The 14,258-nt window shown below is 68.6% G+C and carries 11 protein-coding genes; 5 read left to right on the top strand and 6 right to left on the bottom strand.

From position 1 onward, the window contains the following. Positions 1-3: 3 nt before the first annotated feature. The 5 genes from I004_RS0131025 to I004_RS0131005 all read right to left on the bottom strand — a co-directional run bounded on the left by I004_RS0131025 (position 4) and on the right by I004_RS0131005 (position 6,720). Positions 4-1,689, bottom strand: a complete 1,686-nt coding sequence (locus I004_RS0131025) for a glycoside hydrolase family 13 protein (RefSeq protein ID WP_028438648.1) — start codon at positions 1,687-1,689, stop codon at positions 4-6. 178 nt (positions 1,690-1,867) lie between these two features. Beyond that, a complete protein-coding gene (locus tag I004_RS0131020) occupies positions 1,868-3,508 on the bottom strand; it encodes a glycoside hydrolase family 13 protein (RefSeq protein ID WP_028438647.1) in 1,641 nt (546 codons plus the stop codon). Positions 3,509-3,554: 46 nt separating this feature from the next. Continuing rightward, positions 3,555-4,388: a carbohydrate ABC transporter permease gene (locus I004_RS0131015; protein ID WP_028438646.1), complete on the bottom strand. Its 834-nt coding sequence runs from the start codon at positions 4,386-4,388 to the stop codon at positions 3,555-3,557. Beyond that, positions 4,385-5,455: a carbohydrate ABC transporter permease gene (locus I004_RS37255; RefSeq protein WP_078511963.1), complete on the bottom strand. Its 1,071-nt coding sequence runs from the start codon at positions 5,453-5,455 to the stop codon at positions 4,385-4,387. Before I004_RS37255 ends, I004_RS0131015 begins: the two co-directional genes overlap by 4 nt. Positions 5,456-5,469: 14 nt before the next feature. After that, positions 5,470-6,720: an ABC transporter substrate-binding protein gene (locus I004_RS0131005; RefSeq protein WP_051345636.1), complete on the bottom strand. Its 1,251-nt coding sequence runs from the start codon at positions 6,718-6,720 to the stop codon at positions 5,470-5,472. A gap of 735 nt (positions 6,721-7,455) precedes the next feature. Here I004_RS0131005 and I004_RS37250 point away from each other — a divergent pair. Continuing rightward, complete coding sequence (locus I004_RS37250) at positions 7,456-8,556, top strand: LacI family DNA-binding transcriptional regulator (protein WP_486580731.1); 1,101 nt, start codon at positions 7,456-7,458, stop codon at positions 8,554-8,556. Between the two features lie 37 nt (positions 8,557-8,593). Here the strand turns inward: I004_RS37250 and I004_RS0130995 are convergent, their stop codons facing one another. Then, entirely contained in the window at positions 8,594-9,289 is a 696-nt protein-coding gene (locus I004_RS0130995) for a hypothetical protein (RefSeq protein ID WP_028438644.1), read from the bottom strand. A 317-nt stretch (positions 9,290-9,606) separates the two neighbouring features. On the opposite strand from I004_RS0130995, the gene I004_RS37850 reads away from it, so the two are divergent. The 4 genes from I004_RS37850 to I004_RS0130975 all read left to right on the top strand — a co-directional run bounded on the left by I004_RS37850 (position 9,607) and on the right by I004_RS0130975 (position 14,232). Further along, the gene (locus tag I004_RS37850; protein WP_051345635.1) at positions 9,607-10,404 is read left to right on the top strand and encodes a helix-turn-helix domain-containing protein; all 798 of its coding nucleotides are present in this window, start codon (positions 9,607-9,609) and stop codon (positions 10,402-10,404) included. Positions 10,405-10,600: 196 nt separating this feature from the next. Beyond that, positions 10,601-11,569: a glycoside hydrolase domain-containing protein gene (locus tag I004_RS0130985; RefSeq protein WP_078511960.1), complete on the top strand. Its 969-nt coding sequence runs from the start codon at positions 10,601-10,603 to the stop codon at positions 11,567-11,569. 195 nt (positions 11,570-11,764) lie between these two features. Continuing rightward, positions 11,765-12,385, top strand: coding sequence for a SigE family RNA polymerase sigma factor (locus tag I004_RS37240; RefSeq protein WP_078511959.1), 621 nt, complete (start codon positions 11,765-11,767; stop codon positions 12,383-12,385). A gap of 194 nt (positions 12,386-12,579) precedes the next feature. Next, positions 12,580-14,232, top strand: a complete 1,653-nt coding sequence (locus tag I004_RS0130975) for a long-chain fatty acid--CoA ligase (protein WP_028438642.1) — start codon at positions 12,580-12,582, stop codon at positions 14,230-14,232. The last annotated feature ends 26 nt before the right edge of the window (positions 14,233-14,258 follow it).

Below are 14,258 nucleotides of genomic sequence, written 5' to 3'. Positions count from 1 at the left end.
TCCTCAGCCCTCGCCGGCTCCGTCCCGCAGCCACACCGTCGTCTCCCCGGGGATGCCCTCGCCGTTCAGCGGGCCGCTGCTCAGCAGGACCTCACCCTCGGGCAGCGGCTTCGTGTCCGTGCCGAAGTTGGTCAGGCAGTGCCATCCCTCGGGACGTACGAAGTGCAGCAGGCCCTCCCGCTCCGACTCCTCGTCGCCGCGCCACGTCAGCGACTCGTCGGTGCCGACGAGCTTGTGCCGCAGCCGCAGCGCTTCCCGGTAGAGCTCCAGCGTGGAGCCCTCCTGGCCCTCCTGCGCCTCCGCGGACAGCTCGCCGAAGCCGGCGGGCTGCGGCAGCCACGGGTTCTCGCCGCCGAAGCCGAACGAGGCGCCCGTACGCGTCCACGGCAGCGGTACGCGGCAGCCGTCGCGCCCCTTGCGGGTGTGCGAACTGCGGATCCACGTCGGGTCCTGGAGGTCCTCCTCCTTGAGAGAGGCGACCTCGGGCAGCCCCAGCTCCTCGCCCTGGTACATGTACGCGGACCCCGGCAGCGCCAGCTCCAGCATGGTGGCGGCCCGCGCCCGCCGCAGCCCGCGCTCGACGTCGGCCGGCGGCTTCGTGCCGCCGCTGAGCAGCCACTCGTCGGTGTCGGTGCCCTCAGGGAGCGCGAAGCGCGAAGCGTGCCTGATGACGTCGTGGTTGGAGAGCACCCACGTCGCCGAGGCCCCGGCCTCCTGCGCCGTGCGCAGCGAGACGTCGATGACGCGGCGGAGCTCCTGCGCGTCCCAACCGGTCTTCAGATACTCGAAGTTGAAGGCCTGGCCCAGGCCCTCGGGACGTGCGTAGAGCACCAGGCGGTGGTTCTTCACCCATGCTTCGGCGATGCCGACCCGGGGCGGGTCGTACTCGTTGAAGACCTCGCGCCAGTCCCGGTAGATCTCGTGGACCTCGTCGCGGTCCCAGAACGGGTGGCTGCCGTCCTCCAAGTCCTCCATCTGATCGTCGAAGGAGATCGGCCCCATGTCGCGCAGCGGGTCCTCGAGGTCCTTCATCAGGGCGTTGGCCACATCGATCCGGTAGCCGTCGACGCCGCGGTCCGACCAGAAGCGCAGCGTCTTGCGGAAGTCCTCGCGCACCTCCGGGTTCTCCCAGTTGAGGTCCGGCTGCTCCGGCGCGAAGAGGTGCAGGTACCACCAGCCGTCGGGCAGCCGGGTCCAGGCCGGGCCGCCGAAGGCGGACTGCCAGTCGGCCGGCGGCAGTTCACCGTTCTCACCCTTGCCCTGGCGGAAGACGTAGCGCTGCCGCTCCGGCGATCCTGGCACGGCACGCAGCGCCTGCTGGAACCACTCGTGGTCCTCCGAGGTGTGGTTGGGCACGATGTCGATGATCACCTTGATGCCGAATCGGTGTGCCTCGGCGACCATCGCGTCGAAGTCGTCCAGCGTGCCCAGGCGCGGGTCCACGTTGCGGTAGTCGGCGACGTCGTAACCGCCGTCGGCCAGTGCCGAGGGGTAGAAGGGGCTCAGCCAGACGGCGTCGACCCCGAGTTCGGCGAGGTAGGGCAGCCGGGAGGTGATGCCGGGTATGTCGCCCAGGCCGTCACCGTCGGAGTCGGCGAAGCTGCGGGGATAGATCTGGTAGACGGCGGCCTGCCGCCACCAGTCGGGGCCGTCCTGGCGGTGCGGTGCGGATGCGGTGCGGTCGGTCACGTGAGTCCTCGCTCATACGGTCCTGTGCGGATCAGTGGTCTGGTGTCGATGGGGCCGGGGTCCCGGTGGCTCAGCGGCTCGTTCGGAGGCGTCGAAGGAGAGCCGCCGAAGACCTGGACGGCGCCCCGCGGTTGGGGGCGCGGGCGCCCTGGGCCCGGAAGCCGTACGGAACCGGCGCTCACAGTGCGAGCCATACCGCGGCGTCCGGCGCCAGGTAGCCGTCGTCGAGCTGCCGGCTCGCGAGCAGCACCTCGTGCCGCTGCGGCAGCCGGTACGGCTCGGCCGAGAAGTTGACGACGCACGCGAAGTCAGGATCGCGGTTGAAGGCGAGCACTCCCTCGGGGGCATCCCACCAGGTCAGGCTGCCCTCGCCGAGGGCAGGACACGCGCGCCGCAGGTGCAGGGCGCTGCGGTAGAGCTCCAGCATCGATGCGTCGTCACCGGTCTGGATCTCGACGCTGTGCTCCTTCCAGTGCGCAGGCTGGGGCAGCCAGGGCTCGCCGGTGGCGCCTTCGGGGCTGAAGCCGAACGGCGCCGTCTCCCCGGACCACGGAATGGGCACGCGGCAGCCGTCACGTCCGCGGTCGGTGTGCCCGGACCGCTCCCACATCGGGTCCTGGAGGACGTCGTCGGGCAGGTCCTCGACCTCCGGCAGGCCCAGTTCCTCACCCTGGTAGATGTAGGCGCCGCCGGGGAGGGAGAGCATCAGCAGGGCGGCCGCGCGGGCCCGCCGCACTCCGAGTTCGAGGTCCAGGGGACCTTCGGGCCGGAAGCGCTCGTTGGCCACCCACTTCTTCACCTGGTCGCGGCCGAAACGACTGGGAGGGCGCGCGACGTCGTGGTTGGAGAGCACCCAGGTGGCCGGTGCGCCGACCGAGCCGAGCGTGGCGAGCGAGTCGTCGATGACCGCCCGCAGCTCCTTGGGGCCCCAACTGGCCATCAGGAAGTCGAAGTTGAACGTCGTGTGCAGGCCGTCCTGCCGTACGTAGGCGGCGAGCCGCTCGGGGGTCTCCGCCCAGGCTTCGGCGACGAACGACCGGTCGCCGGGGAACTCATCGGCCACCCGACGCCACGCGCGGTAGATGTCGTGCACCTCGTCGCGGTCCCAGTGCGGGTGGGCCACCCGTTCCTGAGGCGCCGGGCCGTCCGGGTCGACGCGCGGTGGCAGATCAGGCAGTTCGGGGTGCTTGATCAGGCCGTGCGCCACATCGATGCGGAATCCGTCCACCCCACGGCTGAACCAGAAGCGCAGGATGTCCTCGAACTCCGCCCTGACCTCCGGGTGTTCCCAGTTGAGGTCCGGCTGCTCCGGGGCGAACAGATGCAGATACCACTGCCCGTCGGGCACCCGGGTCCAGGCCGGACCGCCGAAGACCGACCTCCAGTCATTGGGCGGCTCGGCGCCTTCGGGGCCGCGCCCGGCCCGGAATATGTAGCGATCCCGCTCGGGACCGCCCGGCCGGTCGGACAGTGCGGCCCGGAACCACTCGTGCTGGTCGGAGGTGTGGTTCGGCACGATGTCGGGGATGACGCGGAGGCCGTACTGGTGCGCCTCCTCGATGAGTTCCTCGGCCTCGGCCACGGTGCCGAACTGCGGGTCGATCTCACGGAAGTCCGCCACGTCGTAACCGTGGTCGGCCATCGGCGACTTGTACCACGGGTTGATCCAAATGGCGTCGACGCCCAGCGACTTGAGATACGGCAAGCGGGAGCGAATGCCCGCGATGTCACCGACTCCGTCGCCGTTCCCGTCGGCGAAGCTGCGGATGTAGACCTGGTAAATGACGGCACTGCGCCACCAGGGTGCGGTGCTTGACATGCTGCTGCAGGCTCCTTCGAGTAAGTGATCCGCGGAGAAGGCCGGGCTACTTCGCCGAACCGGAGGTGAGGCCGGCAACGATGCGGCGCTGGAAGACGATCACCAGGACGACGAGCGGGATGGTGACGAGCACGCCCGCCGCCATCTGGCTGCCGAACGGGACCTCGAATTCAGAGGCGCCGGTGAATTTGGAAACGGCGACAGGAGCGGTCTGCATGTCCTCCTTGTTCGTCATCGTCACGGCGATGAGGAATTCGTTCCAGGCGATGATGAAGACGATGATCGCGGTGGTGAACAGGCCGGGCGCGGCAAGGGGAATGATGATCTTGCGGAACGCCTGGCCCCGCGTGCAGCCGTCGACCATGGCCGAGTGCTCGAGTTCCTCCGGCAACTGCCGGAAGAAGGTCGTGAGGTTCCATACAGCGAGCGGCAGCGCGAAGGACAAGCTCGGCGCGATCAACGCCTGATAGCTGTTGATCCAGCCCAGGTCCGTGAACAGCTTCAGCAGCGGGACCACGATCGCCACCACGGGAAACATCGAAGTGGCGATGATGACCGTGAGCACGACGCGCTTGAAGCGGAAACGGAGCCGTGCCATGGCGTAGGCGGTGAAGGTGGCCAGTACCAGAGCCACGGACGTGGTGACGCCGGCCACGACGATGCTGTTGAGCATCGCCCTGGTGAACGACTGGGAGGGGTCGAAGACCGCGATGTAGTTCTCGAGGGACGGGTGGCTGGGAAGCGGCGCGTTCTCGAAGATGTCCGAGGTACGCCGAAGGCTGGACACCACCATCCAGTAGAACGGCGCCAGGCAGTAGGCGACGACGACGGCGACACCCACATACGGAAGCCACCTGCGGATCTTTACCGGGATGTTCATGCCGACACCTCCGTGCGACGTCGCGTCAGCCACCGGCGGCGGCGCTTGGGGGTGGGGTCGTCGTCGCGGACGAGATCGGTGCCCAGCAACCGGACGAAAGCGAGCGCGATCAGGAAGACATAGATGAAGAGGACCACCGCGTATGCCGCGGCCGGTCCGAACCGCACGTTCGACGCCTCGTCCTGGGCCAGCATCGACAACGTCTCCACCGATGCCTTCTTCGCGCCGATGAGCACGTAGGGAAGTTCGAACATCCGCAGTGCGTCCAGCGTCCGGAACAGCACGGCCACCAGCAGCGCGGGCTTCACCAGGGGCAGAGTGATGTTCCAGAACTGGCGCAGTGCGGTTGCCCCGTCGATCCGGGCGGCTTCGTAGACCTCCTTGGGGATCACCTGGAGGCCGGCCAGCACGAGCAGACCGATGAACGGCGCGGTCTTCCACACCTCGGCGATGATGACCGCGACCTGGGCGTGGAATCCCTCCGTGGTCCACAGGACCTGCTCGCCGATGATCTTGTTGGCCACGCCGTCGCTGTTGAATATCCAGCGCCAAAGGATCGCGGAAATGGCGGTGGGGATCGCCCATGGGATCAGGATGCTGGCACGGACCAGTGCCCGGCCCTTGAATGCCTTGTGCATGATCAGCGCCATGGCCACGCCGATCACCGTTTCCAGCGCGACCGTGGTGACGGTGAAGAACGAGGTGTTCCAGAAGGCGTTCCAGAACCGGGAGCCCGCCTCGCCGAAGATGTCGGCGTAGTTGGACCAGCCCACGAACGGTTCCGTCTTGCTGACGAACCCCGTCTTCGGGTCCAGACCCGCGGTGCCGTAGAGCGAGTCCCTCAACGCCAGGATCGTGGGGTAGAGCACGACGATCGTCAGCACCAGCAGAGTGGGGGAGACCAGCAGCGCGGCCATCCGCGCCGATCCCGACGTCGCCCCGGGCTGCCGGCGCCGGCGCTTCGCCGGCGCCGGCAGCCCGTCGGGCGAACTGCCGCCCGAGCGGTCGCGCGACGACTGATCCGCACCGGCCGTCGCACTGCCGCCAGGGTTATGCGTTTCCACCATGAGCGGGCCGCTCCTTACTGCTGCGCCGTGGGCTTCTGAAGGGCCTTCTGCAGGTCCTTCAGGGCCTCAGCACTGCTCTTGGTGCCCGTCATGGCTGCGTAGGCCTCCTTCTGCATCGCACTGCTCGCGTCGCCGTAGTTGACGACGCGGGGACGCGGCTCGGCGGTCAGGATCGACTTCTTGAGCGTGGGCAGGTACGGGAATTGCTTGACCAGCGCCTTTTCGGTGTAGAGGCGCTCGTAGGGCGGCGCGAGAGAAGCCTCCTCGAGGGCGAACCGGGCCTTCTGCTCACTGGTGAAGAACTTCATGAAGTCGATCGCCGTGGCCTTGTTCTTCGCCGAGGACGACAGGGCGACGTTGTGGCCGCCCAGGCTCGAGGTGCCGGGCCCCTTCAGGCCGGGCAGAGGGGCCACGTCGAACTTCCCCGCGACCTTGCTGGAACCGTCCTTCTTCGATGCGAGGGAGTGCACGTACGGCCAGTTCCTCAGGAAGATCAAATCCCCACCCTGGAAGGCCTGTCGGCCCTGTTCCTCCTGGTAGGTGGTGGCTTCCTTGGGGATCGTCTTGTCCTTGACGGACTTGGCGAGGAAGTCCAGGCCCTTCTTCGCCTCGGGGGTGTCGAGGTTCGGCTTGCCCTTCGCGTCGAGCACTTCACCGCCCGCGGAGTTCACGGCCTCGGAGAAGTTGACCGTCAGACCCTCGTACTTCTGGTGCTGCCCCGCGTAGCAGTCCATTCCCTTCGCCTCGGGCAGCTTCTTGACCTTGGCGCAGTCGTCCTGCATCTCCGCCCAGGTGGCCGGGGCCTTGTCGATGCCGGCCTTCTCCAGCAGGTCTTTGCGGTAGTAGAGCAGACCGCCGTCCGAGGCGTGCGGGATCGAGTACTGCCCGCCCCGGTACTTCCCGGTCTCCACGACAGGCTTCATCATCTTGTCCAGCGGGAACTTGTCCGCGGGCAGCCTGTCGATCCACTGATGGGCCGCGAACTCCGAGGTCCACACGACGTCGAGGGACAGCACCGAGTACGCGTCGGACTTCGTCTGCGCGTTCTGGATCATCTGCTGACGCTGCGCGTCGGCGTCCGTGGGCAGCTCGACGAAGGTCACCTTTTCCTTCGGGTGCGCCTTGTTCCATTTGTCGATCACCTTCTGGACGGACCCTCCGGCGTCCTTGCCGGCCACGTACTTGATGGGGCCGCGGCCCTTGAACGAGGGGTTCTTCTGAGCGGCGTCATCGCCACCGGACGATCCGCAGGCGGTTGTGGCCATGAGGCTGGCAAGAACGACAGCCGAGCACTGAACCGCCCTGGTAGCACTGGTCTTCACGTTGTCTCTCCTAACGGTGTGGAACCGAATCGGCCGGATCGTTCCGGCGCGCAGCCGCTGACCGGTTCCGGCGAACGAAGGCGTACTCCCCGCTGGGACGAAGGCACACAGTTGTCCGCCGATCCCCGGCGGTGCGAACTCTGCGGGTGGGCGCAGCGATGACGGCGACCCCTGTCCCGTTGTCACGGTTGCCCGGGCGGGTCACGTACGCGTAGGCCTCGGCAAGCAGATCTCCATCGGCAACGTCCCAATACAGGCCATCGACAGCCGAGCGGTCACTCCAGGGGCAGCACCTGGTGACCCTCTCGGGACTCGCTGCAGCCATGCGAATCTCATCCCTTCACCGGCCGCGCTTTCAGACGGTGTGCATGGACGCTCAAACGGCCTGATAAAGGCGCTGTCATAGACGTGTTGAACGACCGACCTGCAGGTCAAAGCCATGAAGACGCACGCAACGCGTGCATGGTGTTGACTACTTCAAGACAGCGCGTTCAACGTATGGATGCATATGCGGGAAGTCAATGGGTGTCACGCAGGGATCTCTCGAACTTCTGCTATGGAATGTCCGTTTTGGGCCGAGAAAAACCAAGCATTCAAAGGTTGAATCGTCGCGAACTTCCGTGGCAGCGCTGTCATAAGCTGCCGCTGCGAGGGGCTTCCCGTGCTAGCGTCCCCGTCATGCCACCAGCGCAACGGCACCCCACGATGGTCGATGTCGCCGTACGGGCCGGGGTCTCCCCTTCCACCGTCTCTCGCACGCTGCGCGGGCTCTCGACCGTCTCGCCCGAAGTCCGCGTCAGGGTCGAACAGGCAGCCCGCGAGCTGAACTTCGCGGTCTCCAGGCAGGCCGCCAGTCTGGCCACCGGCAAGACGGGGGTGGTAGCCGTACTCACACCCGTTCTCAACTCGTGGTTCATGGGCTCTGCGTTGGACAGCCTGGCGCCGATATTGCGCGCGGCGGGCATGGATCTGCTCATCTACGTCACGCCCAACATGACCGAACGCGCCGACTTCTTCGAACGTCTTCCGGCCCGGCGGAACGCCGACGCCCTGCTGGTCTTCTCCTTCGACCTCACCGAGGAGGAAGGTGCGCGTCTGGACGACCTGGAGATTCCGGTCATCTACGTGAGCCAGCACGCCGAGGGGCGAGCGAGCGTGTACATCGACGATGTCGCCGGGGGGCGCCGCGGCACGCAGTATCTGCTCAACCTCGGACACAGCCGTATCGCCTTCGTGAAGACGATCGGTCCCAGTGGGTTCAGCTTCAGCTCCAACGAACGGCTGACCGGCTACCGGCAGGCGCTCACCGAAGCGGGAATCCCCCTGGACGACAGTCTTGTGGTCACCGCCTCCAGCTTCGGCGACAAGCGAAGAGTCGTGGAGTCGGTCGGGCAGCTGCTCAGCCAGCGGCAGCCACCCACCGCGATCTTCGCCGAACAGGACCAAGCTGCCGTCTCGGTTCTCTGGACGCTGCGCAAGAGCGGCATCGACGTCCCCGAGCGGGTATCCGTACTCGGCTTCGACGACCATGAGATCGCCCGGTGGTCAGACCTGTCCACCATCGCCCAGTCGCCCACGGACATCGGACGTGTCGCCGGCGAACTGGTTCGTTCACTTGTCAACGACAGCGATGCCGACCAAGGCCAGCACATCGTCCTGCCAACACGTCTGATCCTGCGGGCCAGTACGGCGCCGTTGTTGCGCGAGGAGACGCTGCCCCACAGTGGCGCGGACCCACTGGAGGCGGCGTCCCCCGCTCACGCCGACGACGGCTCCTGACGGCCGGCCGGCGAAAGAAGCGACCAGGCCGCGGAGGCTAGTCGTTGTCGTTGTGGAACGTCACGCCCCGCCAGTCGGTGACGCAGTCGCGGTCCATGAAGACCCAGCCCAGGTTCGAATCGCGCACGACGACCGCGGGGTTGGAGCCGTTGGTCGTGTACCGGTACTGCACCTGGGCCGCAGGTGTGCCGGCCGGGTCGCGCAGTGAACCGCTGTTGTAGTCGCTGGAGTTGTAGTAGTTGAGGAACGCGCCTCCCGAGCAGGCCGGGTCGACCGAGACGGCGCTGCCGTCCTCCGCCTCGTGGGCGCGGGCGTTGAAGTCGGAGCCGAACGAGCGGCGGTGGCCTATCCGTTCCTTCGTCGCGGCGCTGCACGACTCGTCGGCCGTGCCCGTGGGCGAGCCGCTGAGTGCGCCCGGCGGCACCCAGGCACACAGGTTGTTGCCGCCGTAGTTGTGCCCGTAGTGGTAGTCGCTCTGCGCGGTCTCGTGCACGTCGAAGGCGGTGCCGGCCAGCGCCGTACCGACGAAGTAGCCGCACACCTTGTTCTGCAGCCAGGTCCCGGCCGGGACGGTGCCGTGGTTCTTGCAGGCCTCGGGCTTGGGGGAGTTGGCCTGGATCGTGTAGCGGTTCACGGCGGCCTCGGCGTCGGAGGACCAGAGCGTGAGCGTGCTTCCGAGCGCGGTGATCAGGGCGCCGGCGAAGACGAGTTGGAGCTTCCTCTTGATGGTCATCGGTCTTCTCTCTTCGAGCGTTCGGTTGTCCGGTTGCGCCGGACACGTCGAGACGGCTCGAAGTGCCCGGGGCTCGCATCGGCCCGCCGGATCCCGGTGCGCACCGTTCCGGCACCGCGCCCGCCCGCCGCGTGAGAACATGCGGGCGTTCCCGGAGCGCAGGGGCCGGTGAACCGCCGAAGTGCACGGCGGACGAGCCGGGTTGATTCTTCGGTCCCGCCGCCTGGCACCGCCACGGGTTGCGTGCGACCAGGGACAACGGGAGGTGCGCGAGCCCCTGACCGGCGAAGAGGGACGTGGATGAGGGAGGCAGGGACGTGCCCGAGCCAGGCAGACGCCCGCTGAAACCGCTGCCCGACGAACTCGGCGGGCCTGTCAGAGACTTCACGGAGCAGCTGCGTGCCGTCTACCGGTACAGGACGGAGCTGAACCAGCGCGAGCTCGCCGAGGCGCTGCATCTCACCAAGTCGCCTGTCTCCCGCTACGTGAACGGCCAGGAGGTCATGCCCGCCGACACCTTCGCCGCCCTGTGCGATCTCGCCGGGCTGACGCCCCGGGAGCGGCAACGGCTGGGCAGGCTGCGCGAGCAGGCGGCGGAGGCCGCCGAGCGCGGAAGGAACGAGCCGGAGCAGGACGGGGAGCAGCCGGCGCGGCCCGGACAACCCCGGGAGGCGGGACGCAGGGACACCCCGACAGCTCTGCTGCAGCGCCTGCGCCTGCCGGCCAGGCTCCGCTCGCCGGCCGGGCTGGTCGCGCTGGCGGCCGCGGTCGCGGTCTGCGCGGGGACGTTCGCGGTGGTGTGGTCGGACACCTCGGGGACGCCGGACCGCTCGCGCAGCTCCGCGAACATGACGGCCGACGAACCGGACAGCAGCTCGAGTTGCCGTATGACCCGCGTCTACCGGGTGATGCGGGAGGGGGACATCCTCGACGCCGACCGCAACGACATCGGGGACGTTCACACCGACGACGTCTTCCGCCTCGACCAGGCTCCCGCGGGGCGCCCGTACCGCTTCCGCGACTACGGCCATGTCGCCGGCAGCCGCACGAAGGGCTACGTCGACCAGGCCAAGCTCACGTCCCTCGGCAGCCGCTGCGTCGGCGAGCGCGGCTGAGCGGCCCGCTCCGCCGGGACGGTCCCGGCCGGCACCCGGCAATGGCGGACAGGGGTAACGGGCATGGACGCGCGGCCTGTTCGGGCAGCGGACCCGCGCCGCGGGAGTCACCGGGCGGACGGCCCAGTCGGGCGAAACCGCTGCTGCGGCGGCGAGCCTCAGCGGCGCCGCCGCGTGGTGCCCGTTCACTCGGGCCATGTGGCATAAAAATCACATCATTCGCAAAACCGCCGTCTCCCTTGCCTCGATCACCCTGCTCACCGGCCTCGCCGCCACCGACGAGATCCCCGCGCACGCCGCGAGCGGGCAGGCGGCCGACCCGGCCCCAACTCCGACGGCCACCGCGACGCCCGCTGCGACGTCTACCGCGACCGCCACTCCCGGCGCCCGCAAGGGCTCCGTCTCCGGCAAGCGGCTGAAGCGCGACCCCCGCCTGACAGGCGCCGAGATCTTCCAGGGCCATGCCTTCGACACCTGCCACACCCCTTCTTCGTCCCTCATGCGTGCATGGGACGGCACATCCCCGTTCGGCGCGGTCGGCGTCTACATCGGCGGCCGTGCCCGGGCATGCCCGAACCAGCCGAACCTGAACACCTCCTGGATGCGGTCCGTGGACCGCATGGGCTGGAAGGTGCTGCCCATCTACATCGGTTCGCAGTCGCCCTGCGTCGAATCCGCGCGTAAGGGCCGGTACTCGATGAGCCACACCGCGCCCACCCGGCAGGGCCTGCGCGAGGGACGCGACGCCGTGGCCGCGGCCAAGAAGCTGGACATGGCCAGGCACAGCGCCGTCTACCTCGACATGGAGTCCTACGACAACTCCTCGACGCGCTGCGCCGCCACCACGCTCAGCTTCATCCAGGGGTGGAACCGCTCCGTGCGCAAGGCGGGCTACCTCCCCGGCTTCTACAGCAGCTCCAACTCCGGCATCGCGCACATGAACGGCGCGCGCAAGGCGGGCAGGAAGGACCTTCCCGATGTGCTGTGGTTCGCGGACTGGAAGGCGAAGGCGTCCGTGACCAGCAACAAGTACATCGACGCGGGTGCCTGGCAGCCGCACCGCCGCATCCACCAGTACGACGGCAACGTGACCCGCACCTACGGCGGCCGCCGCCTGACCATCGACCGCAATCTCGTGGACGCCCCCGTTGCCGTCATCCCCTGACCCCCGGCCCGAACCGCTCGTCCCGGCACGGCGCCCCGGACCCGGAGGCGCGCCCCTGAGGCACCCTGACCCCCGGGTACCCCCGGGGTCCACCCAGCGGAGGTGGAGCCGGCACCGCCTCTCCCCCCAGAGGCGGAGGCCGCTTCGGGACCTCGGGGCGATCCGCGGCGGGCCGCCCGCTCCTAGCGTTGAGCCATGACCACGCCTGGGACAGCCGGGACGGCCCGCAACACCTCTCCGTCCGTGACGCCGCTGACGTTCACGTCGTACGTGCGGGACCGCGGGCCGGTGCTGCTGCGCACTGCGCGCTCGCTCACAGCCAACCCCTGCGACGCCGAGGACCTGCTCCAGACGGCGCTCACCAAGACGTATCTGGCCTGGGAGCGGATCGAGGACCACCGCGCGCTCGACGGCTACGTGCGCAAGGCACTGGTGAACACGCGCACCTCGCAGTGGCGCAAGCGCCGAGTCGACGAGTTCGTGTGCGACGAACTGCCCGAGCCCGAGCCGCAGCAGGGACCCGACCCCGCCGAGGCGCAGGCGGTGCGCGACGCGCTGTGGCACGCCATCCTCAAACTGCCCGCCCGGCAGCGCGCGATGGTCGTGCTGCGCTTCTACGAGGACCTGAGCGAGGCACAGACGGCCGCGGTGCTCGGGGTGTCCGTGGGGACGGTCAAGAGCGCCGTCTCGCGCGCGCTCTCGAAGCTCCGCGAGGACCCGCAGCTCGCGACGGACGTGCTGGGCGCCGGAGAGGACGAGCCGGCCGAGCCGGCCCGGACCGCGGAGCCTGCTCATGAGGCGGCCGCGGCGGCTTGAGCAGTGCGGCCTCGGTCCGGCAGAGGTGCGACCGAGGTGCCGCAGACGTGCGGACGAGACGGTTCCCGGCGTTCCCCGGTGCGTGCCGCACCCCGTCCTGCCTTGAAGTTCTCGCCTCCGAGTAGTGACGTACCGCGCGGTATGCGTCCAGAATCGCAGCACCAGTACCCGTCCGTAACTCGGGGAGGCCCCAGGTGCTCAGCACAATGCAGGACGTACCCCTGCTCGTTTCACGCATCCTCCGTCATGGTTCGACCGTTCACGCGGAATCGACGATCACGACCTGGACGGGAGAGGGGGAGCCGCACAGGCAGAGCTTCGGGGAGACGGGTGAGCGTGCCGCCCGGTTCGCCCACGCGCTCCGCGACGAGCTGGGCATCGTGCGCGACGACCGCATAGGCACCCTCATGTGGAACAACGCCGAGCACGTGGAGGCGTACTTCGCCGTCCCCTCTATGGGGGCGATCCTGCACACCCTGAACCTCCGGCTGCCCACGGACCAGCTGGTGTTCATCATCAACCACGCCGCCGACCGCGTCATCGTGGTCAACGGCTCCCTGCTCCCGCTGCTCGCTCCCCTGCTGCCGTCCCTGGAGTCGGTCGAGCACATCGTCGTCGTCGGTCCCGGTGACACCTCCGTGCTCGACGGCTGCCGCCAGTCCGTGCACGACTACGAGCAGCTGCTGGAGGGCCGCCCCTCCACCTACGACTGGCCCGAGCTGGACGAGCGCGACGCCGCCGCCATGTGCTACACCTCCGGCACCACCGGCGACCCGAAGGGCGTCCTCTTCTCCCACCGCTCCATGTATCTGCACAGCATGCAGGTCAACATGACGCAGTCCATGGGCCTCACGGACGCCGACACCGCGCTGCCGGTCGTGCCGATGTTCCACGTCAACGCCTGGGGACTGCCCCACGCGACGTTCATGACCGGCGTGAACCTGCTGATGCCGGACCGCTTTCTGCAGCCCGGCCCGATCGCCGAGATGATCGAATCCGAACGCCCCACGTACGCCGCCGCCGTACCGACCATCTGGCAGGGACTGCTGAGCGAACTCGTCGAGAAGCCGCGCGACATATCGAGCCTGAAGCTGGTCACCATAGGCGGCTCCGCGTGCCCGCCGGCGATGATGCGGGCCTTCGAGGAGGACCACGGCGTGCGCGTCTGCCACGCCTGGGGCATGACGGAGACCTCGCCCCTGGGCAGCTTCGCCCACCCGCCCGCCGGGCTCAGCGCCGAGGACGAGTGGCCGTACCGCATCAGCCAGGGCCGCTTCCCCGCTTCCGTCGAGCCCAGGCTGGCCGCGCCGGACGGCAGCTTCGCCCCCTGGGACGGGAAGTCGCCGGGCGAGCTGGAGGTGCGCGGCCCTTGGATCACCAGCGCCTACTACGGCGGCGCGACCGGCGAACCCCTGCGCCCCGAGGACAAGTTCAGCCCCGACGGATGGCTTCGCACGGGCGACGTCGGCGTGATCACCCCCAACGGCTATCTGACGCTCACCGACCGCGCCAAGGACGTCATCAAGTCCGGCGGCGAGTGGATCTCCTCCGTCGAGCTGGAGAACGCGCTCATGGCACACGAGGCCGTCGCCGAGGCGGCGGTCGTTGCGGTGCCGGACGAGAAGTGGGGGGAGCGGCCGCTGGCCACCGTCGTCCTCAAGGAGGGCGCGGACAACGTGGGTTACGAGGAACTGCGTGCCTTCCTCGCCGAGCGCATCGCACGCTGGCAGGTGCCGGAGCGGTGGGCGCTCATCCCCGCCGTGCCGAAGACGAGCGTCGGCAAGTTCGACAAGAAGGTGCTGCGGGGGCAGTTCGCGGCAGGAGAGCTGGACGTCACCCGGCTCTGAGAGGGACGGACGGGGCCGGTCCGGGC

It is taken from the genome of Streptomyces sp. TAA486 (assembly GCF_000426165.1).
The sequence above is the reverse complement of the archived record's forward strand: the minus strand, read 5'-3'. Positions and strand labels throughout refer to the sequence as shown.